This window comes from Prescottella equi, from assembly GCF_002094305.1.
In the GTDB taxonomy this organism is placed as follows: Bacteria; Actinomycetota; Actinomycetes; order Mycobacteriales; family Mycobacteriaceae; genus Prescottella; species Prescottella equi.
The window spans coordinates 561748-584822 of the sequence record NZ_LWTX01000002.1 but is presented as its reverse complement, the minus strand read 5'-3'; the positions used below and the strand labels follow the sequence as shown (position 1 = coordinate 584822).

22 protein-coding genes are annotated in these 23075 nt (G+C 69.9%); 15 read left to right on the top strand and 7 right to left on the bottom strand.

Annotation, left to right across the window (positions count from 1 at the left end):
* The first annotated feature begins 104 nt into the window (after positions 1 to 104).
* Together purS and purQ are read left to right on the top strand one after the other, a co-directional pair.
* Complete coding sequence (purS, locus tag A6I89_RS08390; protein WP_013414946.1) at positions 105 to 341, top strand: phosphoribosylformylglycinamidine synthase subunit PurS; 237 nt, start codon at positions 105 to 107, stop codon at positions 339 to 341.
* The gene (gene purQ, locus A6I89_RS08385) at positions 338 to 1015 is read left to right on the top strand and encodes a phosphoribosylformylglycinamidine synthase subunit PurQ (RefSeq protein ID WP_005515409.1); all 678 of its coding nucleotides are present in this window, start codon (positions 338 to 340) and stop codon (positions 1013 to 1015) included. Before purS ends, purQ begins: the two co-directional genes overlap by 4 nt.
* Positions 1016 to 1133: 118 nt before the next feature.
* On the opposite strand, the gene A6I89_RS08380 is transcribed toward purQ, so the two are convergent.
* Complete coding sequence (locus tag A6I89_RS08380; RefSeq protein WP_005515408.1) at positions 1134 to 1844, bottom strand: response regulator; 711 nt, start codon at positions 1842 to 1844, stop codon at positions 1134 to 1136.
* Positions 1841 to 3451: a sensor histidine kinase gene (locus A6I89_RS08375; RefSeq protein ID WP_060934520.1), complete on the bottom strand. Its 1611-nt coding sequence runs from the start codon at positions 3449 to 3451 to the stop codon at positions 1841 to 1843. Before A6I89_RS08375 ends, A6I89_RS08380 begins: the two co-directional genes overlap by 4 nt.
* Positions 3452 to 3626: 175 nt before the next feature.
* On the opposite strand from A6I89_RS08375, the gene A6I89_RS08370 reads away from it, so the two are divergent.
* The 8 genes from A6I89_RS08370 (at position 3627) to A6I89_RS08335 (ending at position 13304) form a co-directional block, all read left to right on the top strand.
* Entirely contained in the window at positions 3627 to 5054 is a 1428-nt protein-coding gene (locus A6I89_RS08370; protein ID WP_022594216.1) for a cation:dicarboxylate symporter family transporter, read from the top strand.
* Positions 5055 to 5106: 52 nt separating this feature from the next.
* Positions 5107 to 6234 carry an NAD(P)H-dependent amine dehydrogenase family protein gene (locus A6I89_RS08365; protein WP_044990507.1) on the top strand — a complete coding sequence of 376 codons (1128 nt, stop codon included), beginning with the start codon at positions 5107 to 5109 and terminating at the stop codon, positions 6232 to 6234.
* A complete protein-coding gene (locus tag A6I89_RS08360) occupies positions 6231 to 6710 on the top strand; it encodes a carboxymuconolactone decarboxylase family protein (RefSeq protein ID WP_005515404.1) in 480 nt (159 codons plus the stop codon). Before A6I89_RS08365 ends, A6I89_RS08360 begins: the two co-directional genes overlap by 4 nt.
* A gap of 32 nt (positions 6711 to 6742) precedes the next feature.
* Complete coding sequence (locus A6I89_RS08355; protein WP_005515403.1) at positions 6743 to 7093, top strand: VOC family protein; 351 nt, start codon at positions 6743 to 6745, stop codon at positions 7091 to 7093.
* 53 nt (positions 7094 to 7146) lie between these two features.
* Positions 7147 to 8436 carry a M18 family aminopeptidase gene (locus A6I89_RS08350; protein ID WP_164490697.1) on the top strand — a complete coding sequence of 430 codons (1290 nt, stop codon included), beginning with the start codon at positions 7147 to 7149 and terminating at the stop codon, positions 8434 to 8436.
* Positions 8437 to 8577: 141 nt separating this feature from the next.
* Positions 8578 to 10857, top strand: a complete 2280-nt coding sequence (gene purL, locus A6I89_RS08345; protein ID WP_005515401.1) for a phosphoribosylformylglycinamidine synthase subunit PurL — start codon at positions 8578 to 8580, stop codon at positions 10855 to 10857.
* 3 nt (positions 10858 to 10860) lie between these two features.
* Complete coding sequence (locus tag A6I89_RS08340; protein ID WP_005515400.1) at positions 10861 to 12642, top strand: alpha/beta hydrolase; 1782 nt, start codon at positions 10861 to 10863, stop codon at positions 12640 to 12642.
* Positions 12639 to 13304, top strand: coding sequence for a CPBP family intramembrane glutamic endopeptidase (locus tag A6I89_RS08335; protein ID WP_005515399.1), 666 nt, complete (start codon positions 12639 to 12641; stop codon positions 13302 to 13304). Before A6I89_RS08340 ends, A6I89_RS08335 begins: the two co-directional genes overlap by 4 nt.
* A 6-nt stretch (positions 13305 to 13310) precedes the next feature.
* Here A6I89_RS08335 and A6I89_RS08330 read toward each other — a convergent pair whose 3' ends face one another.
* Positions 13311 to 13757: a PPOX class F420-dependent oxidoreductase gene (locus A6I89_RS08330; RefSeq protein ID WP_044990554.1), complete on the bottom strand. Its 447-nt coding sequence runs from the start codon at positions 13755 to 13757 to the stop codon at positions 13311 to 13313.
* Between the two features lie 55 nt (positions 13758 to 13812).
* On the opposite strand from A6I89_RS08330, the gene A6I89_RS08325 reads away from it, so the two are divergent.
* The 3 genes from A6I89_RS08325 (at position 13813) to purM (ending at position 17111) form a co-directional block, all read left to right on the top strand.
* Positions 13813 to 14199, top strand: coding sequence for a sterol carrier family protein (locus A6I89_RS08325; RefSeq protein ID WP_022594222.1), 387 nt, complete (start codon positions 13813 to 13815; stop codon positions 14197 to 14199).
* A gap of 108 nt (positions 14200 to 14307) precedes the next feature.
* Positions 14308 to 15888: an amidophosphoribosyltransferase gene (purF, locus tag A6I89_RS08320; protein ID WP_005515395.1), complete on the top strand. Its 1581-nt coding sequence runs from the start codon at positions 14308 to 14310 to the stop codon at positions 15886 to 15888.
* A gap of 143 nt (positions 15889 to 16031) precedes the next feature.
* A complete protein-coding gene (gene purM / locus A6I89_RS08315; RefSeq protein WP_022594223.1) occupies positions 16032 to 17111 on the top strand; it encodes a phosphoribosylformylglycinamidine cyclo-ligase in 1080 nt (359 codons plus the stop codon).
* Positions 17112 to 17308: 197 nt separating this feature from the next.
* Here purM and A6I89_RS08310 read toward each other — a convergent pair whose 3' ends face one another.
* The 4 genes from A6I89_RS08310 to ygfZ form a co-directional block, all read right to left on the bottom strand.
* Positions 17309 to 17524, bottom strand: a complete 216-nt coding sequence (locus A6I89_RS08310; RefSeq protein ID WP_080559279.1) for a DUF3073 domain-containing protein — start codon at positions 17522 to 17524, stop codon at positions 17309 to 17311.
* 143 nt (positions 17525 to 17667) lie between these two features.
* Positions 17668 to 18672, bottom strand: coding sequence for an asparaginase (locus tag A6I89_RS08305; protein ID WP_022594224.1), 1005 nt, complete (start codon positions 18670 to 18672; stop codon positions 17668 to 17670).
* Entirely contained in the window at positions 18669 to 19319 is a 651-nt protein-coding gene (locus A6I89_RS08300; RefSeq protein ID WP_022594225.1) for an MOSC domain-containing protein, read from the bottom strand. The genes A6I89_RS08305 and A6I89_RS08300 overlap by 4 nt, the downstream gene beginning before the upstream one ends.
* Complete coding sequence (gene ygfZ / locus A6I89_RS08295) at positions 19316 to 20449, bottom strand: CAF17-like 4Fe-4S cluster assembly/insertion protein YgfZ (protein ID WP_022594226.1); 1134 nt, start codon at positions 20447 to 20449, stop codon at positions 19316 to 19318. The genes A6I89_RS08300 and ygfZ overlap by 4 nt, the downstream gene beginning before the upstream one ends.
* An 88-nt stretch (positions 20450 to 20537) precedes the next feature.
* On the opposite strand from ygfZ, the gene A6I89_RS08290 reads away from it, so the two are divergent.
* On the top strand, positions 20538 to 21398 hold the full coding sequence (locus A6I89_RS08290) for an aminodeoxychorismate lyase (RefSeq protein WP_037085658.1): 861 nt from the start codon (positions 20538 to 20540) through the stop codon (positions 21396 to 21398).
* A 156-nt stretch (positions 21399 to 21554) separates the two neighbouring features.
* A complete protein-coding gene (locus A6I89_RS08285; protein WP_013414957.1) occupies positions 21555 to 23072 on the top strand; it encodes a cytochrome ubiquinol oxidase subunit I in 1518 nt (505 codons plus the stop codon).
* The last annotated feature ends 3 nt before the right edge of the window (positions 23073 to 23075 follow it).

Below are 23075 nucleotides of genomic sequence, written 5' to 3'. Positions count from 1 at the left end.
GGCGTCCGACGTCACTCGGTGCGGGAGCGGGCCGGGCTGCCCGGTAAACTCCTGGATGCCCGGTGCGATCCCGGGCGGAAACCAGCCATAGCGAGGAGCAGCACGTGGCCCGTGTCGTTGTCGATGTCATGCCCAAGGCCGAAATTCTCGACCCGCAGGGGCAGGCCATTGTCGGGGCGCTGTCCCGACTCGGTCATGCCGGCGTGTCGGATGTTCGCCAGGGTAAGCGATTCGAACTCGAGGTCGACGACACCGTCAGCGACGACGAGCTCGCCACCATCGCCGAGTCGCTGCTGGCGAACACGGTGATCGAGGACTGGAAGGTCACCCGAGTCCAGTGAGTGCACGCATCGGAGTCATCACGTTCCCGGGCACGCTCGACGACGTCGACGCGTCCCGCGCGGTTCGTCTCGCCGGCGGCGAGGCCGTCAGCCTGTGGCACGGCGACGCCGACCTGAAGGGTGTGGACGCGGTCATCGTGCCCGGTGGCTTCTCCTACGGCGACTACCTGCGATGCGGGGCCATCGCCCGCTTCGCGCCGGTCATGGGCGAGGTGGTGAAGGCCGCCGCGGGTGGCATGCCGGTCCTCGGCATCTGCAACGGCTTCCAGGTCCTGTGCGAGGCCGGGCTGCTGCCGGGCGCCCTGACCCGCAACGCCGGCCTGCACTTCGTGTGCCGCGACCAGTGGCTGAAGGTCGAGTCCAACTCGACGGCATGGTCGTCGCGCTACGAGGCCGGCGCCGAGATCCTGGTCCCGCTCAAGTCCGGCGAGGGCCGCTACCAGGCGTCCGAGCAGGTGCTCGACGAGCTCGAGGGTGAGGGCCGCGTGGTGTTCCGCTACGCCGGTGACAACCCCAACGGCTCGCAGCGCGGCATCGCCGGCATCGCGTCGGCCAACGGCCGCGTCGTCGGCCTCATGCCGCACCCCGAGCACGCCACCGAGGCTCTCACCGGCCCGAGCGACGACGGACTCGGCATGTTCTACTCCGTCCTGGAGAGCGTCCTGACGGCCTGACCGGCACGACGTCCGGCCCCGAGCCCTACCTGCGGTCGCCGACAGCCCACTCGATACCGAGCGGCTGCGGCGACCGTGTCGTTTCCGGGGCCCGTCCCGGGCTCTTCCGGGGCTCGCCCTACCGGATCGGACCGGAAGACGCCGCCCAGGTGTACCGCACCTGGGGACGCCCGGCGCGACCGTACTCGGTCTCTCGTGTGAGCACGCCGTCGTCGGCGAAGCGCTCGAGATAGCGCCATGCCGTGACCCGGGAGACCCCGACGACGGCGGCGACCTCCGCCGCCGTCAACGCCCGACCGGCGTCGCGGACGCACGCACTGATCAGGTCCGCGGTGTGCGGGGCGACACCCTTCGGGGCGCCGGCGCGCGCATCGGTGGTGCGCAGGACGGCCATGGCGCGATCGATGTCGCGCTGACTCACCGCCGTCCCACCCTCGGGGAGGGCGGCGCGGAACTGCCGGTAGTGCTCGAGCTTCTCGCGGAGCGCCGCGAACGTGAACGGCTTGAGCAGGTACAGCACCACCCCGCGCGCCACCGCGGTCCGCACGACGTCGAGATCGCGGGCGGAGGTGACGGCGATGATGCCGGGGCTGGGGCGCACACCGCCGAGCGTGACCGCCAGATCGAGACCGCTCGCGTCGGGCAGACCGATGTCGAGCAGGACGAGGTCCACCGGCTCCCCGGCGGCCGCGGCGTCGGCCACGGCCCGCATCGCGTCCTTCGCGGTGTGTGCCACCGCGTGCACCGAGAAGCCCTCGGCCCGTTCGACATACGAACGGTGCGCCTCGGCGATCAGCACCTCGTCCTCGACGATGAGCACCCGGATCATCGATCCTCGACCTCCCCGGAATCGTGACGTCGCGCCCGGCGCGGCAGTGGGACCTCGACCACCAGCATGCCCGCGAGTGATGGCTCGGTGTGCAGACGGCCACCGTGTCGCGTGACGATCTGCGCGACCAGCGCCAGCCCCAGACCGCGCTGTCGGGCCGGTCGTCCGTCCACCGGTTTGGTGGAGTACCCCCGTGTCGTCGCCTGGGCGAGTGCGTCGGGATCCATACCCGGGCCGCTGTCGGCCACCCGGATCACCAGCATCGAATCCTCTTCCGTCACCGTCACTTCCACCCACGGGCGGACCTCGCCCTCCGATCGAGCGGCGTCGATCGCGTTGTCCACCAGATTGCCGACCACCGTGACGAGTTCGAGTGGTCCGAGCGCCGTCGCCGGTCCCAGCGCGGTGTCCTCGGTGACGGTCAGTTCGACACCCTGCTGCGCCGCCTCGGTCACCTTGCCGAGCAGCAGCGCGGCCAGCGCGGGTTCGTGTACGGCCGCGGTGAGCCGGTCGATGAGGTGCTGTGAGGTGGTGAGTTCGGCGGTCGTGAACGCGACGGCCTCGTCGGTGCGGCCCAGCTCGACCATCGTGACGATCGTGTGCAGGCGGTTCGCGTACTCGTGCGCCTGTGCGCGCAGCGACTCCGCGACGCTGCGCGCGGAATCGAGTTCGCCCAGGACACTTTGCAACTCGGTGTGGTCGCGCAGTGTCACCACGGTCCCGATCCGTCGACCCTCCCACAGGACGGGAGCCCGGCCCACCACCAGCAGCCGGTCGGCGGTCACGTGCACCTCGTCCTGTTCGCCGTCGGCGTCGGGGCCGATGCGCCGCAGCGTCTCGGGCAGCTGGTCCGGCGTGATCGGACCGTCGGGCAGCCACAGCAGGCGTCGCGCCTCGTCGTTCACGACGTCCACGCGGACCCGCCCGTCGCGATCGCGACCGAACACGATCAGGCCCTCGCCGATCGACCGGAGCACCGCGTCGTGGTGCTCGTACAGTCGGCGCAACTGGTCGGGGTCGAGTCCGAGGGTCTGCCGGCGCAGGCGACGGCTCACCAGAGCGGCGCCGACGGCCGCGATCACCACCGCGATCGCGGCGATCCCCAACATCGAGGGCACCCCCTGTGCGAACTGCTCACCGACGCGCTCACGCGTGACACCCACCGACACCAGACCCACCACTTGCCCGTCCGACTCCACCGGAGCGACCGCGCGGATCGACGGCCCGAGCGAACCGGCGTACGTCTCGGTGAACGTCTCGCCGGCCAGGGCCTGCTCGATGTGGCCCTCGAAACGCTGCCCGATCAGCGTCGGGTCCGGGTGCGTGAAACGCGTGCGGTCGGGTGCCATGACGACGATGAAGTCCGTCCCGGTCGCCTCCCGGATGCGTTCGACCTCGGGCTGGAGCGCTGAGGTCGGGTCGGGGCCACGCAGCGCGGCGATCGTCGCGTCGGACAGTGCGAGGGTCTCTGCGACGTGTGTCACCTCGCGGCGGGTGGCATCGTCGGAGTCCCGCCGTTCGTCGATGATCGCGAACGCCGATCCGGCCGCGATGACCAGCGCCAACACCACCAGCTGCAGGAGGAGTAGCTGACGCGCGACGCTCATCGGTCGGCGGGAGGTGCCGAGGGGCACGTGAATCCTCTCGTGAAACTAATGAACACAAACTTCTCCGCGGCCTCGTCGGGTACCAGCATTCACAAGCGAGTCGGCGTGACCCCGATCACTCGAAGATCAACCGAGTCGACTCGTCGCGCAATCCATCCGACCAAGAGGACACCGCATGAGCACGAGTGCAGCAGGGACGCCGGGGCCGGCGCAACCCGTCGAGAGCAAGAAGACGCGTGACCGTACGCACTGGCTCTACGTCGGCGTCGTGGTCGCCGTCGTCGCCGGTGTACTCGTCGGCTGGCTCGCGCCGGACGCGGGCAAGTCGCTCGGCGTGCTCGGCACGATGTTCGTGGACCTGATCAAGATGATGATCAGCCCGGTGATCTTCTGCACCATCGTGCTCGGCATCGGCTCGGTGCGCGCGGCCGCGAGCGTCGGCAAGGTCGGTGGCCTCGCCCTCGCGTACTTCATCGGTATGTCCACCGTCGCGCTCGGCATCGGCCTGGTCGTCGGCAACCTGCTCAACCCGGGCAGCGGGCTCGACATCACGCCGGACACCGCGAGCACCGGGGCCGCGCTCGCCGAGAAGGCACACGCGGCGGGCGGCACGATGGACTTCGTCGCGTCGATCATCCCGACGTCGCTGCTGTCGTCGCTCACCGCGGGCAGCGTGCTGCAGACCCTGTTCGTCGCGCTGCTCGTCGGCTTCGGACTGCAGGCGATGGGCAAGCAGGGCGAGCCCGTGCTCCGCGGCATCGGCTACGTGCAGAAGCTCGTCTTCAAGGTGCTGTCGATGATCCTGTGGCTGGCGCCGATCGGTGCCTTCGGCGCGATCGCCAACGTCGTCGGGCAGACCGGACTCGGCGCCGTCGTCCAGCTCGGTGCGCTCATGCTCGGCTTCTACCTGACGTGCCTGATCTTCGTGTTCGGCGTCCTGGGCAGCATCCTGCGGGCTTTCGCCGGGATCTCGATCTTCAAGTTGGTGCGCTACCTCGCCCGCGAGTACCTGCTGATCTTCGCGACCTCGTCGTCGGAGTCCGCGTTGCCCCGGCTCATCGCGAAGATGGAGCACGTCGGCGTCGAGCGCACCACCGTGGGCGTCGTGGTGCCCACCGGGTACTCGTTCAACCTCGACGGCACCGCGATCTACCTGACGATGGCGTCGATCTTCATCGCCGACGCCATGGGACAACCGCTGGCCCTGCCCGAACAGCTGTCGCTGCTGGTGTTCATGATCATCGCGTCGAAGGGTGCGGCAGGCGTCAGCGGCGCCGGACTGGCCACCCTCGCGGGCGGTCTGCAGAGCCATCGACCCGAACTGCTCGACGGCGTCGGACTCATCGTCGGTATCGACCGGTTCATGTCGGAAGCCCGTGCCGTCACCAACTTCTCGGGCAACGCCGTCGCCACCCTGCTCGTCGGCACCTGGACCAAGTCCGTCGACACCGAGCGGGTCCGGGCCGTCCTCGACGGTGAGATCCCGTTCGACGAATCGACCATGGTGGACGACCACGACCCGCAGTCGCCGGCGGACGAGGCGCCGGCCCGGCCGACCGTCGTGCCCACCGCGGCCGCCGATCGCGAACTGGCCAGCGCCTGACGTATGCCCGAACCGGCCACACGGAGTCCCGACCTTCGCTAGCGTGCCGCGCATGATCACCACCGCCGTCTGGGGCACCGGCAACGTCGGACGCGCGGCGATCCGCGCCGTGCACGCCAATCCCCGCCTGCAGTTGTCCGCGGTCGTCGTGCACGACCCCGCCAAGGTGGGCCGCGACGCCGGCGACCTCGGGGACGTCGGCGTCGACACGGGCGTGTCGGCCACCGACGACGTCGAGGCGGTCCTCGCGTCCCGGCCCGACGCGGTCGTGTACGCGGCGTCCGGCGACATCCGCCCCGACGACGCGCTCGCCGACATCGTCCGCATCCTGCGCACGGGCGCGGTGGTGGTGACGCCGTCGGTGTACGCGCTGTACGACCACCGCAGCGCGCCGCCGGAGGTGCGGCAACCGGTGCTCGACGCGATCGGCGCGGCGGGCGGGTCGCTGTTCGTCTCCGGGGTCGATCCGGGCTGGGGCAACGACGTCCTGCCGCTGTTGCTCAGCGGTCTGGGGTCCGTCGTGGACGTGCTCCGCTGCCAGGAGATCTTCGACTACTCCACCTACGACCAGCCCGACTCGGTGCGCTATCTCGTCGGGATGGGCCAGCCGATGGACTACGAACCGCCGATGATCGCGCCGTCGGTGCCGACCATGGTGTGGGGTGGGCAGATCCGGCTGATGGCGCGGGCGCTCGGTGTCGATCTCGACGAGATCCGCGAGACCGTGCAGCGGCGGCCCCTCGAGTCCGACGTCACCACCGCGACGATGGGTGATTTCGCGGCCGGCACCCAGGGCGCGCTGCGCTTCGAGGTGCAGGGCGTCGTCGGAGGAGTGCCGCGGATCGTCGTCGAACACGTCACCAGGATCCACCCCTCGTGCGCGACGGACTGGCCGATGCCGCCCGACGGTGGCGCCGGAGCGCACCGGGTGATCGTCGAGGGCCGGCCGCGGATCGAGGTCTCCGTGGAGGCCACCGACGAGGGCGGTAGCCGGGCCGCGGGCGGCAACGCGACGGCCGTCGGACGCCTCGTGGGCGCGATCGACTGGCTCGTCGAAGCCGAACCGGGACTGTACGACGCCCTCGACGTGCCGCTACGGCCCACGCCCGCACTGGGATTTTCGGCGACAGGACCCGCCGCGGCGGGCACACTGGGGGCAACCGGAAGGATCGAGCAATGAGAATCGACATTCCCGAGGGCAAGGACCCCGTCGGCTACGTGTGGGGCGAACTGGTGCCCGAGATCGGCATCCCCGCGTCCAAACTGTCGCTGGCGGTCTACGCGAAATCCACACTGGGACTGCGCGAATTCGAGGCCGCGCGGCTGCGTATCGCCCAGATCAACGGCTGCATCGTGTGCATGGACTGGCGCACGGACCGCGACGGCGAGAAGGTCGAGGACGGATTCTTCGAGGCCGTCGAGAACTGGCGCACCACAGATGCGTTCGACGATCGGACCCGCCTGGCCGCCGAGTACGCGCAGCGGTACGCGCTCGATCACCACAACCTCGACGACGAGTTCTGGGCGCGGATGACCGAGCACTACAGCCAGCGCGAGATCGTCGAGCTGAGCATGTGCATCGGGTCGTGGATCGCGTCCGGGCGCCTCAACCACGTCCTCGGCCTCGACACGGTGTGCGCGCTGCCGGAACTCTGACGCTTGTCGGACCCACGCGCTAGCGTCCGGTCATGGCACTCACACTCGGCATGATCACGATCGACTCCACCGATCCCGGACCGCTCGCGAAGTGGTGGGCGGACCTGACCGGCGGCACGATCGAGCAGGAGAACGACGGCTGGTTCTACATGGTCGGAATCCCCGGCTGGAACCAGAAACTGGGCTTCCAGAAGGTGGACGACCCCACCCCCGGCAAGAACCGCCAGCACATGGACCTCGGTTCGGGCGATCTCGACGCCGAGGTCGAGCGGGTCCTCGCGGCCGGCGCCACCGAGGTGCACCGCGAGAACATGGACGGCTTCCGCTGGGTCACGTTCGCCGACCCCCAGGGCAACCAGTTCTGCGTCTCGGGAGCCCACTGAGTCGTCTCGGGAGCTCACTGAGTCCGGAACGCGGTACTGCCATGATGGTCGGTATGCCATCGATGACACAGGCAGACGCCCAGGGATTGTGTTCGTTCGTCGACGCTTCGCCGTCGCCGTTCCACGTGTGTGCAACGGTGGCGTCGGAGCTGTCCGCGAACGGCTTCACCGAGTTGCAGGAGACGGACGCGTGGCCGTCCGCGGCCGGCCGGTACTACCTGGTCCGCGGCGGTTCCCTCATCGCGTGGAGCACCGAGGGCGCGTCGGCCGGCCCGGCGTCGCCGTTCCGCATCGTCGGCGGGCACACCGACAGCCCGAACCTGCGGGTCAAGCAGCACCCCGACCTCGTCTCGGCGGGCTGGCAGCTGGTCGGCCTCGAGCCGTACGGCGGTGCGTGGCTCAACTCGTGGCTCGACCGCGACCTCGGCATTTCGGGGCGACTCAGTGTCCGCGCCGGTGACGCCGTGCAGGAGGTGCTGGTCCGTGTGGACCGGCCCATCCTGCGGGTGCCGCAGCTGGCGATTCACCTGTCCGAGGAACGCAAGGGTGTACAGCTGGATCCGCAGCGTCACCTCAACGCGGTGTGGGGCACCGGCAGCGAGCCGCGCTCGTTCATCGGGTTCCTCGCCGACGAAGCCGGGGTGGCCGCCGACGCGGTCCTCGGCTGGGAGCTGATGACCCACGACCTGGCGCCGTCGACGGTGGTGGGCGAGGACGCGTCGCTGGTGAGTGCGCCGCGCCTCGACAATCAGGGCACCTGCTACGCCGGGACGCAGGCATTGCTCGCCGCCGTCGCCGAGCCCGGCGACTCCACGCCGGTCCTCGCGCTCTTCGACCACGAGGAGGTCGGCAGCATGTCCGACCGGGGTGCGTTCTCGGACCTGCTGAACTCGGTGCTCGAGCGCATCGTGCTGCTGCGCGGCGGCGGACGCGAGGACTTCCTGCGCGCGATGTCCGGGTCGGTGTGTGCGTCGGGCGACATGGCGCACGCGACGCACCCCAACTACCCGGATCGGCACGAGCCCGCACACCGGATCGCGATCAACGGCGGACCGGTGCTCAAGGTCAACCAGAACCTGCGTTACGCGTCGGATGCGGCCGGCGCAGCCGAATTCGCGCTGGCCTGCGATCGTGCCGGGGTGCCGCTGCAGCGGTACGTGCATCGTGCGGACCTGCCGTGCGGGTCCACCATCGGTCCCATCACCGCGTCGCGGACCGGTCTGTCGACCGTGGACGTCGGGGCGCCGCAGCTTGCGATGCACTCTGCCCGGGAGTTGATGGGTGCCCGCGACGTCGGGATGTACGCCGATGCCCTCGCGGCTTTCCTGACGCCGGTGCGGTAGCTCTGCCGGTCCGGTCGGGGCGGCGTGCGCGACGGTGCGCGGTGGGTGCGCAGCGCGTCGGCGCCCCCGGCTAGACTTTGCCCTGGCAGCCCGCCGCCCGGCCTGCCCATTCGATCCCAGAGGGAAGGGACCACACGCCCCGTGTCTCCGCAGGTAGATACCGTCACCAACGCTTCCGCGACTCCCGACGTCGCTCAGCCGTTCAAGGAGCTGGGCCTCAAGGACGACGAGTACGCCCGCATCAAGGAGATTCTCGGCCGCCGTCCCACCGACGCCGAGCTCGCGATGTACTCGGTGATGTGGAGCGAGCACTGCTCGTACAAGTCCTCGAAGGTCCATCTCAAGTACTTCGGTGAGACCACGACCGACGAGATGCGCGCCTCGATGCTCGCGGGGATCGGCGAGAACGCCGGCGTCGTCGACATCGGGGACGGCTGGGCGGTCACGTTCAAGGTCGAGTCGCACAACCACCCGTCGTACATCGAGCCCTACCAGGGCGCGGCGACCGGCGTCGGAGGCATCGTCCGCGACATCATGGCGATGGGCGCGCGTCCGATCGCGGTCATGGACCAGCTGCGCTTCGGTGCCGCGGACCACGCCGACACCCGCCGCGTCGTCGACGGCGTCGTGCGCGGCATCGGCGGCTACGGCAACTCCCTCGGCCTGCCCAACGTCGGCGGCGAGACCGTGTTCGACTCCTCGTACCAGGGCAACCCGCTCGTGAACGCGCTGTGCGCGGGCGCGATGCGCGTCGAGGACCTGCACCTGGCATTCGCGTCCGGCGCCGGTAACAAGATCATCCTGTTCGGTGCACGCACCGGCCTCGACGGCATCGGCGGCGTCTCCGTCCTCGCGTCCGAGACGTTCGACGACAGCGCCGGCGGCCGCCCCAAGAAGCTGCCCGCCGTCCAGGTCGGCGACCCGTTCACCGAGAAGGTGCTCATCGAGTGCTGCCTCGACCTGTACCGCGAGAAGCTGGTCGTCGGCATCCAGGATCTCGGTGGCGCCGGCCTGTCCTGCGCGACGTCCGAGCTGGCGGCGGCCGGCGACGGCGGCATGCACATCGACCTCGACCTGGTCCCGACGCGTGCCACCGGCATGACCCCCGCCGAGGTGCTCTCCAGCGAGTCGCAGGAGCGCATGTGCGCGGTCGTCGCCCCCGAGAACGTCGACGCGTTCATGGAGGTCTGCAAGAAGTGGGACGTCCTGGCCACCGTGATCGGTGAGGTCACCGACGGCGAGCATCTCGTCATCGACTGGCACGGCGAGACCGTCGTCGACGCCCCGGCCAACACCATCGCCCACGAGGGCCCGGTGTACGAGCGCCCGGTCGCGCGCCCCGACACGCAGGACGCGCTGATCGCCGACACCACTGCGAACCTGAAGCGCCCCGAGACGGCGGACGAGCTGAAGGCCACGCTGCTGAAGATGATCTCCTCGCCGGCGCTGTGCAGCCGCAAGTGGATCACCGAGCAGTACGACCGTTACGTGCGCGGCAACACCGTGCTCGCGGAGAACGCCGACGGCGGCGTCGTCCGCATCGACGAGGAGACCGGACGCGGCATCGCGCTCGCCACCGACGCGTCGGGCCGCTACACGATGCTCGACCCCTACGCCGGTGCGCAGCTCGCGCTGGCCGAGGCGTACCGCAACGTCGCCGTCACCGGCGCGACCCCGAAGGCCGTCTCCAACTGCCTCAACTTCGGTTCGCCGGAGGATCCGGGTGTCATGTGGCAGTTCCAGCAGGCCGTGCGCGGCCTGGCGGACGGTTGCGCGCAGCTCGGTATCCCGGTCACGGGCGGCAACGTCAGTTTCTACAACCAGACGGGTTCGACCGCGATCCTGCCGACGCCGGTCGTCGCCGTCCTCGGTGTGATCGACGACGTGCACCGTCGTATCCCGACCGGCCTGGGCCTCGAGCCCGGTGAGACGTTGATCCTGTTGGGGGAGACCCGTGACGAGTTCGACGGCTCCATCTGGGCGCAGGTCGAGCACGGTCACCTCGGCGGTGTCCCGCCGAAGGTCGACCTCGAGCGTGAGCGCCTGCTGGCGGACATCCTGCTCGCGGGTTCGCGGGACGGCCTGATCTCGGCCGCACACGACCTGTCCGAGGGTGGTCTCGCACAGGCCGTCGTCGAGGCCGCGCTGGCCGGCGAGACCGGCTGCCGGATCCTGCTGCCCGAGGGCGAGGACCCGTTCGTGACGCTGTTCTCCGAGTCGGCCGGTCGCGTGCTGGTCGCGGTGCCGCGCACCGAGGAAACTCGCTTTACCGGTATGTGCACGGCCCGTAACCTCCCGTGGGTGCGTATCGGTGTGGTCGACGAGGGTTCCGATTCCGTCGAGGTCCAGGGTCAGTTCTCGGTGACCATGGCCGAGCTGCGCGAGGCACACGAGGCGACGCTTCCGGCACTGTTCGGGTGATGCGTGACGGACTCGGGGATCGAACGGGAGGCGGTCGCTGAGCTGCGGGAGGACCCGCAGCCCTCGACCCCTGCCGTCCCCGGGTTCGACCAGCGCCACCCGTTCGTCCTCTGGGCGTGGGGCCTGCTGAAGCTCGATTTCACCGGCATCGCCTTCGCGTCGCTCTTCTTCTGCTGGTCGTTGACGCCGTCGCTGCTGCCGCGCGACTGGCTCTATCAGGGGCTGATCGGCGGCATCAATGCCGCCTTCGGCTACGCGGTCGGCACCGCGATCGGCTGGCTCGTGTACGAGTTCGGGCTCGCGCGCCGGCCGTGGTGGCCGCTGCCGGACCGGTACATGCGCGCCATCAAGGTGCTGGTACCCGTGGTGTCGGCGCTCGCCGCGATCACGATGCTCATCTATTCGGCCGGCTGGCAACGGGAACTGTCGGCGCTGATGAACGCCGAGGGCACCACCACCACCGGCTACATCCGTACCGGGGGACTGAGTCTGCTGGTGGCGGCGGCACTCATCTCACTGTGGCGCGTGCTGCGCGACCTCGTCCGCTGGGTCGCCCGCCAGCTCAACAAGTGGCTGAAGATCCCGCGGCCCGCCGCATCGGCGGCCGGGTTCGCCGTCGTCCTGGTGCTCGTGTTCATGTTGGTCGACGGCATCCTGCTGCGGGTCGGATACGGCGTCGTCAACTCGATCTTCAGTCTGCAGAACAACGAGACGCGGCCCGGCGCGGTGCAGCCGATCCTGCCCGAGAAGTCGGGAAGTCCGGCGTCGGCCGCGCCGTGGGACACCCTCGGGTTCGAGGGCCGCAACTTCGTCTCCGGCGGTATCCACGCCGACGCACTCACCGCCGCCAACGGCGCACCCGCCAAGGAGCCGATCCGGGTGTACGCGGGTCTCGAGACCGCCGACGACACGGCCGCCCGCATGGACGTCGTGCTGGACGAGCTCGAGCGGACCAAGGCCTTCGAACGCAAGACGCTCGTCATCATCCCGACCACCGGAACCGGCTGGGTCAATCCCACCGCCGCGCAGGCGATCGAACTCGTCGAGAACGGCGACAGCGCTCTCGTCGCGGCCCAGTACTCGTACATGCCGAGCTGGATCTCGTTCGTCGCCGACCGCGGCCGGGCCGCCGTCGCCGGCAACGCGCTGATCCGGGCGGTGCACGACCGGTGGCTCACCAAACCGGAGGCCACCCGCCCCAAGTTGTACGTGTACGGCGAGAGCCTCGGCACCCAGGCCGGCGAGGGCGCGTTCGACGGCCTCGCCGACATCCGGGAGACCGTCGACGGTGTGCTGTGGGTGGGCCCGCCCAACGCGAACCCGCTGTGGAGCGCGCTCACCGAGCGCCGCGACCCCGGCACACCCGAGGTGCAGCCGGTGTACGCCGACGGGCTCGTCGTACGGTTCGCCGACGACGCCGACGCGATCCCCGGCAGCCCCGGACCGTGGCTCGAGCCGCGAGTGCTCTACATCCAGCACCCGTCGGATCCGGTGGTGTGGTGGTCGCCGGACCTGGCCTTCTCGCGACCCGACTGGCTTTCGGAGCCACCCGGTTTCGACCGGTTGCCGTCGATGAAGTGGTTCCCGTTCGTCACGTTCTGGCAGGTGAGTGCGGACCTCGCGAACGCGGCCGGCGTCCCGGACGGGCACGGGCACAACTACGGCACCGTCATCCTCGACGGCTGGGTCGCTGTCACGTCCCCGGACGGCTGGACGCCGGCCGACACCGAACGGGTGCGTGGCGTGCTCGAGTCGTTGCGTGGCCACGACGGGCCCGAGAAGTGAGACGCGCGGCGGCGCTCGGGTTCGGCACGGCGCTCGTCGCCTGGAACAACGGTGTGTTGCCTGCGCTGCGGCTGTCGTCGCGGCACCGGGCGATCGCGGGCACGGTGGTGGCCGCGGGCGCGACAGCGGCCGGGTCCGCCTGCGGTCTGCGCCGGGACGAACTGGGGTTGGGCAACATCCGGGCCGGATTGCGCTGGGGGAGTGCGGCTGCCGCCCTCCCCGTGGTGGGCTACGCGGTCGCGCTGGCGGTGCCGTCGCTGCACGACCGTTTCGCCGTTCCCGACGACGTGCGGGACGACTTCGCCGAATGGGTGTCGGCGCACATCCCGTTCGGCACCGTCGCGACGGAGGAGTTGCTGTTCCGCGGACTGCTCACGGCGGTCACCGAACGGGCGTTCCCGCCGGCGGGGGCGACCGCGATCCGCGCGGTCGCGTTCGGGCTGTGGCACGTACATCCTGCGCACGTCGCGGACGACTCGGTGCCGGGCACCGTCGCGTTCACCGCGGCGGCGTCCCTCGTGTTCGACTGGCTGCGCGCCCGCAGCGGCAGCCTGCTCGCGCCCGCGCTGCTGCACCTGGCAGTCAATGCCGGCGGCGCGCTGCTGCTGCGCCGCATCCAGGTGACCACCGGGGCCCGCGAGGTGCCGCTGCCGCCGGTGTGACGGGTGTCAGGGCAACTGCGCCATGCCGTACACGCGGTCGGTGCGGACACGCAGCACCTGCCGGCGCTCGTCGACCATGGCGCGCCGGAACTCCTCCCAGTCCTCGTGCTCGCGCCCCGTGGCCGTCCGGTAGACGTCGACGAGTTCGTCGGTCGCGGCGTCGTGCGGATCGGCGGCCACCGTGGACAGGTCCGCATCGCCCTCGACGACGGCGTAACTCCAGAAGTCGGGTGCACTCACGTGCAGTGACACCCGGGGATCGCGCGCCGCGTTGCGAGTCTTCGCGCGATCGGCGGTGACCGAGACCCGGGCGATGCGGGTGTCCGGATCCCACGCGTACAGGACGTTGGACAGCTGCGGACGGCCGTCGTGCTTGACGGTCGCGAGGACGGCCTTGTTCTGTGACGCAACGAGATCGAGAAGCGGGCGTTGCGTGTCGACGTCGGTGCTCATGGCTCGTGCAACCGCGGTGTCGGCGGGGTTGTTCCGGCCGGTAGATTCGGTGCCCATGCCAGCCCGTCGTGCCGTCGATCCCGCCGAACTCCGCAGCGCGTTGCTCGCCGTCGGCCCGTGGCTGCGCGGTGAGTCCCCGGACAAGCCCGCCCGCGCCGAGCTCGCCGCCGCGGTCCGCCTCAGCGCCCGGACCCTCGAACAGATCGCACCCGGATCGAGCGTCGAGGTGCGGGTGCCGCCGTTCGTCGCGGTGCAGTGCGTCGAGGGGCCGCGGCACACCCGCGGCACACCGCCGAACGTCGTCGAGACGGACCCGCGGACCTGGCTGTCGCTCGCCACCGGACTGCTCGGATTCGACGATGCGGTCGCGAACGGATCACTCGGTGCGTCCGGCGGGCGGGCAGGGGAGATCGCGCACTGGTTGCCACTGCTCCGTCTGTGACTCGAGTCTCATCGGCGTGATCCTGTGCACCGATCGTCGATCTCGCGCCGAGCGGTAGTTAGAATGGGGCACGCCCCCCGCACCGAATCCCCTTAGGGAGCGCTTGCCGTGACTCGTGCCGAACTGTCGGTCAACAGTCGGAATCTTCTCGCTACGACCGCACCAGACGAGGACGAGAACGAACCTCGCGAAGAGTGCGGCGTCTTCGGTGTCTGGGCGCCGGGCGAGGACGTTGCCAAGCTGACGTACTACGGGCTCTACGCCCTCCAGCACCGCGGCCAGGAGGCCGCCGGTATCGCCGTCGCCGACGGCTCGCAGGTGCTGGTGTTCAAGGACCTCGGTCTGGTCAGCCAAGTGTTCGACGAGCAGACCCTGGGCGCCATGCCGGGGCACGTCGCCGTCGGCCACTGCCGTTACTCGACGACCGGCTCGACCACGTGGGAGAACGCGCAGCCGATCTTCCGCACCACCGCCGCCGGCACCGGTGTCGCGCTCGGCCACAACGGCAACCTCGTCAACACGGCCGAACTCGCGCAGCGCGCGCGGGAGGCCGGTCTGGTCGACGAGAAGCGTCCGGGTGCCGCGACGTCGGACTCGGACATCGTGGGTGCGCTGCTCGCGCACGCCGCGGCCGACAGCACGATCGAGCAGGCCGCGATGAAGCTGCTGCCGACGCTTCGCGGTGCGTTCTGCCTGACGTTCATGGACGAGCACACGCTGTACGCGGCGCGCGATCCGCACGGCATCCGTCCGCTGTGCCTCGGGCGCCTCGACCGCGGCTGGGTGGTCGCGAGCGAGACCGCCGCACTCGACATCGTCGGCGCGTCGTTCGTGCGCGAGATCGAGCCCGGTGAGCTGCTCGCGATCGACGCCGACGGCGTCCGGTCCTCGCGTTTCGCGAACCCCGAGCCCAAGGGCTGCGTGTTCGAGTACGTCTACCTGGCCCGCCCCGACAGCGTGATCTCCGGCCGTTCGGTGCACTCGACGCGCGTCGAGATCGGTCGCCGCCTCGCCAAGGAGCACCCCGCCGAGGGCGACCTGGTGATCCCGGTGCCGGAGTCCGGCACCCCCGCCGCGGTCGGTTACGCGCAGGGTTCGGGCATTCCGTACGGCCAGGGTCTGATGAAGAACGCCTACGTGGGCCGCACCTTCATCCAGCCGTCGCAGACCATCCGTCAGCTCGGCATCCGGCTCAAGCTCAACCCGCTCAAGGAAGTCATCCGAGGTAAGCGCCTGGTCGTCGTCGACGACTCGATCGTCCGCGGCAACACCCAGCGCGCGCTGATCCGGATGCTCCGCGAGGCCGGTGCACTCGAGATCCACGTCCGCATCGCGTCGCCGCCGGTCAAGTGGCCGTGCTTCTACGGCATCGACTTCGCGTCGCCCGCCGAACTCATCGCGAACGGTGCCGAGGGCAGCGGCGTCAACGCCACCTTCGACGAGATGCTCGAGGGTGTGCGCCGGTCGATCGGCGCCGATTCGCTCGGCTACATCTCGATCGACGGCATGGTCGCGGCCACCGAGCAGCCCCGGTCGCGCCTGTGCGCTGCGTGCTTCGACGGCACCTACCCGATCGCGCTGCCGGAAGGCGGCATCGGCAAGAACGTCCTCGAGGGGATGTTGGAGTCGGCTGCGGGCGCCTCGTTCAGTCACGACAACGACAATGCGGACGCGCTGTCTCGCCCCTAGTTCGCAGGACGCTGCCGGAGTGCGCATCGCACTCCGGTAACGTTAGGGCGCAATCGAGGTGATTGCGCCTGTACACGTATGCCCGACGACGGCTGGCGCCGAAGTCGGGCATTCACCGAGATCAAGGCTGGAGCCAGAAACCGATGACCGAGGACAGTACCCGCACGCAGGGCGCTTCGTACGCCGCCGCCGGAGTGGACATCGAGGCGGGCGACCGGGCAGTCGAGCTGTTCGCCCCGCTGGCGAAGAAGGCCAGCCGCCCCGAGGTGATGGGTGGCCTCGGCGGGTTCGCCGGCCTGTTCTCGCTCAAGGGCGACTACAAGGAGCCGCTGCTCGCAGCGTCCACCGACGGTGTCGGCACCAAGCTGGCCGTCGCGCAGGCGATGGACAAGCACGACACGGTCGGCCTCGACCTCGTCGCCATGGTGGTCGACGACCTCGTCGTGTGCGGTGCCGAGCCGCTGTTCCTGCAGGACTACATCGCTGTCGGGCGCGTCGTGCCCGAGCGGGTGGCGGAGATCGTCGGCGGCATCGCCGAGGGCTGCATCCAGGCCGGTTGCGCGCTGCTCGGTGGCGAGACGGCGGAGCACCCCGGCGTAATGGCCGACGGTGACTACGACATCTCCGCGACCGGCGTCGGCGTCGTCGAGGCCGATCAGGTCCTCGGCCCCGACCGGGTCCGTCCGGGCGACGTCGTCATCGGAATGGGCGCGTCGGGCCTGCACTCCAATGGCTACTCGCTGGCCCGCAAGGTGCTGCTCGAGATCGATCGGATGTCGCTGACCGGCCACGTCGACGAGTTCGGCCGCACCCTGGGCGAGGAGCTCCTCGAGCCCACCAAGATCTACGCCAAGGACTGCCTGGCCCTCGCGGCCGAGACGGATGTGCGCACCTTCTGCCACGTCACCGGCGGCGGTCTCGCGAACAACCTGGCGCGCGTCATGCCGAAGGGTCTCGTCGCCGAGCTGGACCGCGGCACCTGGAGCCCGGCCCCGATCTTCACGATGATCGCGCAGCGCGGCCGTGTCGAGCGCGCCGAGATGGAGCAGACGTTCAACATGGGCGTCGGCATGGTCGCGATCGTCGCGCCCGAGGACGTCGACCGCGCGATGGCGGTGCTCACCGCACGCCACATCGACTGCTGGACACTCGGCACCGTCAAGAAGGCATCGGACGGCGACGCCGCGCGTGCGCTGCTGCTGGGCGATCACCCGCGTTTCTGACGCATCTCTACACCCCGTACGTCCCCGGCGCCTCGAAGGAGGAGCCGGGGACGTCGTGTTCTCGGTGTCGTTCCGGACGGCCGGTGCCGTCGGCGTCGTTCCGGAGCGCTACGGCCACCGCCGGATACCACGAAATGAGGGGGAGCCGGGCGGCTCCCCCTCATTGCGAGGTGTGTCAGGCGACGTCAGTACGACAGTCAACGACGCCAGTCGTCGTAGTCGTCCTCGTCCCAGCGCGAGCGAGAATCCTCGTCGGCGCGCTTGTCCGCGATCACTCCGCCATTGCGGGGTGAGCCAGATGCTCCGCCGTTCGAGAGCTCTCGTTGCAAGCTGTCGAAATCCGTGGACGGCGAGCTGTATTTGAGCTCCCGTGCAACCTTGGTCTGCTTTGCCTTAGCCCGGCCGCGGCCCATGGCTGACCCCCTCGCGCTTTCGCGGGGCGGCCTGGGGAATTTGGCGGCCCCGCGTTGAGTGTTGATGTTTTCCTGACCCACACTCTAGCGTGCAAAACTCGCTTCCGCCTCCACGTATGGTCCCCAGCGGTGTCTGATTAGTCTCACCGGGCCTGTGAGCTGCCGCTATGTCCGATTTGTGCAGGCTGGAACACGCCGGGAACGGCGCGGATCGTGCCGACCCGGGCGCTTCCACCCAGCACCGGCTGCGAGGCCAGCGCGGCGTGGTCCTCGGACCAGTTCACCCCGAGTCGGTGCAGCAGCGCGGCGGTCAGCGGCAGGCGGGCCCGCTCGTGCCCGTCGTCGATCTTGAAGGCGAAGGCGGTTCCGTCCTCGAGCGCGCCGGCGTGGACGCCGTCCGCTCCGGCCTTGCACAGCAGTCCGGGGACGGCGGACATCAGTCGTGCGTCGTCGCGTCCGGTCCCCGAGATCACGTGCGGGTGCGCGCGGATCGCGTCGGCCACCGCACGTTCGGGAGTTCCGGGGTCGGCGGTGACGAGACGACCGAACGCGCGCGCGAGGTTCGTGAGGGAGACCGGGATGATCGGCAGACCGCAGCCGTCGAAGGAACCGATGCCGAGTTCGGTTTCCGGTTCACCGGTGAGATCCGCGATCGTTTCGATGACGACCTGTTGCAGCGGGTGCGTCGGATCGAGGTAGGAGTCGAGCGGCCAGTCGTTCGCGACGCACGCCGCGAGCATCGCCGCGTGCTTGCCGGAGCAGTTCATGTAGACGGCCCGGCGCGGGGCGCCGGCCGCGAGGACCTCGGCCCGGGCCTGCTCGTTCCCCGGCAGGTCCGGCGGGCACAGCAACCGGCTCTCCTCGAGCCCGGTGTGCTCGAGGAGACGCTCCACCAGTTCGACGTGCGCGGCCTCGCCCTCGTGCGACGCCGAGGCGATCGCCAGTTCCTCGGTCGAACGCGGCACGAAGCCGGCGCGCAGCAGGGCGACCGCTTGCATGGGCTTGTTCGACGAGCGCGGGTAGATCGGGGTGTGCACCTCGCCGAGTTCCACGCTCGTCGTGCCGTCGGGGGCCAGCACGACGAGCGACCCGCGGTGCACGCATTCGCGGAACCCGGATCGGACGACTTCCACCAGTTCGACGCTCACGACGGCACCTGTTCCTCGAGACGGTTCAAGAACTTGCGGATGCGGGTGGCCGCCCCGTCCGCGAGATCGCCGGGGGCGGCCAGGAGTGCGCGCAGCCGGGCCGGATCGGCGCCGGTGAACACGTCGCGGACGGTCACCCCGTGCTCCGGGACGGACACGATCTGCACCGGGTCTCCGGCCTGCAGCCGGCCCGGCGTGAGCACCCGCAGATAGGCGCCGACGTCGGCGCGTCCGGTGAAGCGCCTGACCCACTGCGGCTCACCGGTCCAGTGCGCGAAGGTCCCGCACGGCACGCGGGGTTCGGTGACCTCGAGCTCGGTGGTCCCGATACGCCAGCGGGTGCCGATCACCGCGTCGGTCGTCGCCACGCCGGTAACCCGCAGGTTCTCCCCGAACCAGCCGGCCGGCAGTTCCCGACCCAGTTCGTCGCTCCACCGCCCGGCTTCCTCCGCGGAGTACGCGTAGACGGCCTTGTCGCGACCTCCGTGGAACTTCGTGTCGCACACGTGGTCGCCGGTCAGCCCGCCGGTCTCGACGCGCACCGGGCCGATCACCGGTCGCTTGTCGATGGCTGTGCGCGGCGAGCGCCGGCTGGGTGCGTCCAGCTCGGCGAACACGACGCACACCGCCTCTACCCGGCCGGTCACCCGCGCCCGCGCAGCCGATCCACGGCGGCGCGGCCGGCCTGGACCTCGTCGTGCTGCGGGACCGAGTCCGCGTCGATGGCGGCGGCACACGGGCCCGCGTCGAGCGCGGTGTCGACCGGCACCGATCGCTTCACGAGGGCGAGCGCGATCGGCCCGTCCTCGAAGTGGTCGACGACGGTGCCGACCCGGCCCACGGCGCGACCGGCGGCGGTGAGGGTCTCGCCCACCTCGGGGCGGCCTTCGGCCGAGCCGTCGAGGTGCAGCATCACCAGGTGGCGCGGCGGCTTGCCGAGGTTGTGGACCCGCGCAACGGTCTCCTGGCCCCGGTAGCAGCCCTTCTCGAGATGCACGGCGCCGTGCTCGGCGGGGCCCCCGATCCAGCCGACCTCGTGGGGGATGGTGCGGTCGTCGGTGTCGAGTCCGATCCTGGGCCGGTGCGCGGCGACCCGCAGTGCCTCGAACGCCCACGTCCCGGCTGGGCGGGCGCCGGCGTCGACGAGCCGGGACCGCCATGCGGCCAGATCGGCGCGCGGGACGAGCAGATCGAACGCGTCGTCGGTGGGCCAGGGCATGCGCCGGACGAATCCGCCTCCGGCGAGCGGCACGGCCTCGTACACGCCGGGCAGCGCGGCCACCCCGAGGGCCGCGGTGAACGCGGGCGACGCCGCGACATCGGGGCCGAGCAGGCTCAGCACGGCCAGTTCGTTGCCGTCCCGGGGTTCGGCCTTCGACCAGAACACCATCTTCTGCAGGAAGCCGAGCAGGTCGGCCCCGCGGCCCGCCTCGGTGTCGATCCACGTGACGCCGTCGATGTCGGTCATCACGAAGTGGTGCTCGACGCGGCCGTTGAGGTCCAGGCTCAGGTTCTCGGCGCTCGTCCCATCCGGCAGGGACGCCACGTGCTGGCTCGAGATGGTGTGCAGCCACGTGAGTCGTTCCTCACCGGAGATCGCGATGACGAACCGGTGGGAGCGGTCCACGACGGCGGCCGCCCGAACCGCGGCGCGCTGTTCGGCGAACGGATCGCCGTAGTGCCAGGCGACACCGGCGTCGGGTGATCCGTCGAGCGGCGGCACGGCACCGGGGGAGGAGAGGAGCGGACTGGGTGCGGCGAGCGGAGTGTCGGACACGGACCCATACTAGAAGCGACGGGGGATGGGGCAGGGCTGGGCGGGTGTGGAACTGCTGGTGGTGACCGGTTCTGGCTATGGTGGGCGCATGGCTGAGCAGGTTCTGGTGACGCTCGACGGGCAGGTGCGGGACGCCGCGGCGCCCTTGCTCCACGTGGACGACCTGGCGGTGATCCGCGGCGACGGGGTCTTCGAGACGCTGCTCGTCCGGGACGGCCGGGCCTGCAAGCCGGCCCTGCATCTCGACCGACTGGAGGCGTCGGCGCGGGCGCTGGACCTGCCCTGGCCGGGGCGCGGCCTGTGGACCCGGGCCGTCGAGGCTGCGGCCCGGGAATGGGGCGGTGACCGCGAGGGCTGGATGCGCCTGGTGCTCAGCCGGGGGCGGGAAGCGGGTGGACCGCCCACGGCCTTCGTGACGGTCGGCGCGGTGGCGGAACGGGTGCTGCGGGCGCGGCAGGACGGGGTGTCGGCGCTGACCCTGCCGCGGGGCTATTCGGTGGATCTGTCCGCGTCGGCCCCGTGGCAACTGTTGGGCGCGAAGACGTTGTCGTACGCGACGAACATGGCGGCCCTGCGGCACGCACAGGCGCAGGGTGCCGACGAGGTCGTCTTCACCAGCAGTGAGGGCCGCGTTCTCGAGGGTCCGCGGTCGACCGTCGTGATCGCCCGCGGTAAGACTTTGATCACTCCGCCGCCGGAGCAGGGCATCCTCCCGGGCACCACTCAGAAGGCGCTCTTCGAGGTCGCTCCGGACAAGGGGTACTCGTGTGAGTACGCCCCACTGTTCCCCTCCGATCTCATTGCGGCAGAGGGTGTTTGGCTCGTCTCGAGCGTCACGCTCGCGGCGCGTGTGCACACCCTGGACGGGCTCACGCTGCAGTCCTCACCGGCCGCCGAGGACGTGGCCTCCCTGGTCGAGCTGGCGGTGGAGACGATCGGTTCGGACTGACGCGGACTAGGTTTGTGCCGACGGGTCTACTACATTCCGTAGTAACAAATAGCTGCGGTGAGCTTCACGCCGCAGTAGCTTTGTGAACAGGGATCGAGCGGACGCCCACGTCTCGACCCCGAAGCCTGTCCTAGGGGCCGAGTTTTCGGAGTAGCCATGGATGTCTTGGATGTCTCGCGGTGGCAGTTCGGAATCACCACCGTCTACCACTTCATCTTCGTTCCGCTCACGATCGGACTGGCACCGCTGGTCGCGATCATGCAGACGATGTGGGTGATCACGAAGAAGGATCACTGGTATCGCCTGACCAAGTTCTTCGGCAAGTTCTTCCTGATCAACTTCGCCCTCGGGGTTGCGACCGGCATCGTCCAGGAGTTCCAGTTCGGCATGAACTGGAGCGAGTACTCGCGGTTCGTCGGCGACGTCTTCGGCGCACCACTGGCCCTGGAGGGGCTCGTCGCCTTCTTCCTCGAGTCGACCTTCCTCGGGCTGTGGATCTTCGGTTGGGGCCGGCTGCCGAAGCTGGTGCATCTCGCAACCATCTGGCTCGCGGCCATCGGCGTCAATGCGTCGGCCTTCTTCATCATCGTCGCCAACTCGTTCATGCAGCACCCGGTAGGCGCGCGGTTCAATCCGGACACCGGGCGCGCCGAACTCGAGAGCATCTGGACGTTGCTGGGCAACAACACTGCGTGGGCAGCGTTTCCGCACGCCGTTGCCGGAGCCTTCCTGACCGCCTCCACCTTCGTCGTCGGCATCGCCGGTTGGTGGATGGTGCGCAACATGCGCAAGGCCAAGACCGCCGCTCCGGAGGAGCGCGAGGTGTTGGAGAACGATGCGCGTGGAATGTTCCGACCCGCCGCCCGGATGGGCATGCTCGTGATGATCATCGCGGGTATCGCCGTGATCTACACCGGTGACGTCCAGGGCAAGCTCATGTTCCAGCAACAACCCATGAAGATGGCGTCCGCGGAGTCGTTGTGCCACACCGAAACCGATCCGGACTTCTCGATCCTCACCGTGGGCACCCACAACAACTGCGACAGCGTCACCCACGTCCTCAAGGTGCCGTACGTGCTGCCGTGGCTCGCGGAGGGCAAGATCAGCGGCGTCACGCTGCAGGGTGTGGAAGACCTGCAGGCCCAGTACGAGGAGCAGTTCGGCCCAGGTAACTACCGACCCAACCTCTTCGTCACGTACTGGTCGTTCCGCGCGATGATCGGCCTCGCCGCCGGCTCGGCCGCGCTGGCGCTGGCCGGGCTCTGGGTGACGCGCAAGGGCAGGGTCCCGGACCAGAACTGGTTCAAGTGGTTGTCGCTCATCGCGATCCCGACGCCGTTCCTCGCGAACAGTGCGGGCTGGATCTTCACCGAGATGGGCCGTCAGCCGTGGGTGGTGCACCCCAACCCGACCGGTGTCGACCTGATCAGGCTCACCGTCGACCAGGGTGTCTCCGACCATCCGACAGCGCTGGTCGTGACCTCGCTCGTCGTCTTCACCGTTCTGTACGGCGCGCTCGGCGTGGTGTGGTTCTACCTCATCCGCCGGTACGCGATCGCGGGTCCGTCGCCGCACGACATGCATCCGCCGGGTGAGGGCCCCAAACCGAAGGCCGGCGGCCCGGGCGAACCGGGCGAACCGGAATCCGACGAGCAACTTTCGTTCGCCTACTAGGAG